The organism is Pelomicrobium sp. G1 (assembly GCF_051905455.1).
Classification (GTDB): domain Bacteria; phylum Pseudomonadota; class Gammaproteobacteria; order Burkholderiales; family UBA6910; genus Pelomicrobium.
This window is the reverse complement of record NZ_JBQACR010000542.1, coordinates 1-242: the sequence shown is the minus strand read 5'-3', so window position 1 is coordinate 242 and position 242 is coordinate 1. Positions and strand designations below refer to the sequence as shown.

The window sequence follows — 242 nt, the reverse complement described above, 5'->3', positions numbered from 1 at the left end:
CCCGAAGGGCCTCGATCACCTGGGCGAGGAACAGCGCATGGGGCGCAGGTCCGCCCCGGGAGTCCGTCCCGCCAGTGAGGCGGCGGAACCTGTGCAGATCCACAAGCAGCTCCCCCCGGCTTCTTAAAGCAGCATCCAGCGCCGCCCGGGGCCATTGCTCGTCTTCTGCCCCGGCGATGAAGGGCGAGCGCAACAGGCTGCCAAGCCGCTCCAGGTCCGCTTCGCCCTCCAGAAGCTCCAGC

The 242-nt window shown here is 69.4% G+C and carries 1 protein-coding gene; it reads right to left on the bottom strand.

Annotated elements, in window-relative coordinates; all coding sequences use genetic code 11:
- A partial coding sequence (locus ACTFO6_RS19570; RefSeq protein ID WP_439935968.1) for a hypothetical protein occupies positions 1-242 on the bottom strand: 242 nt, incomplete at both ends.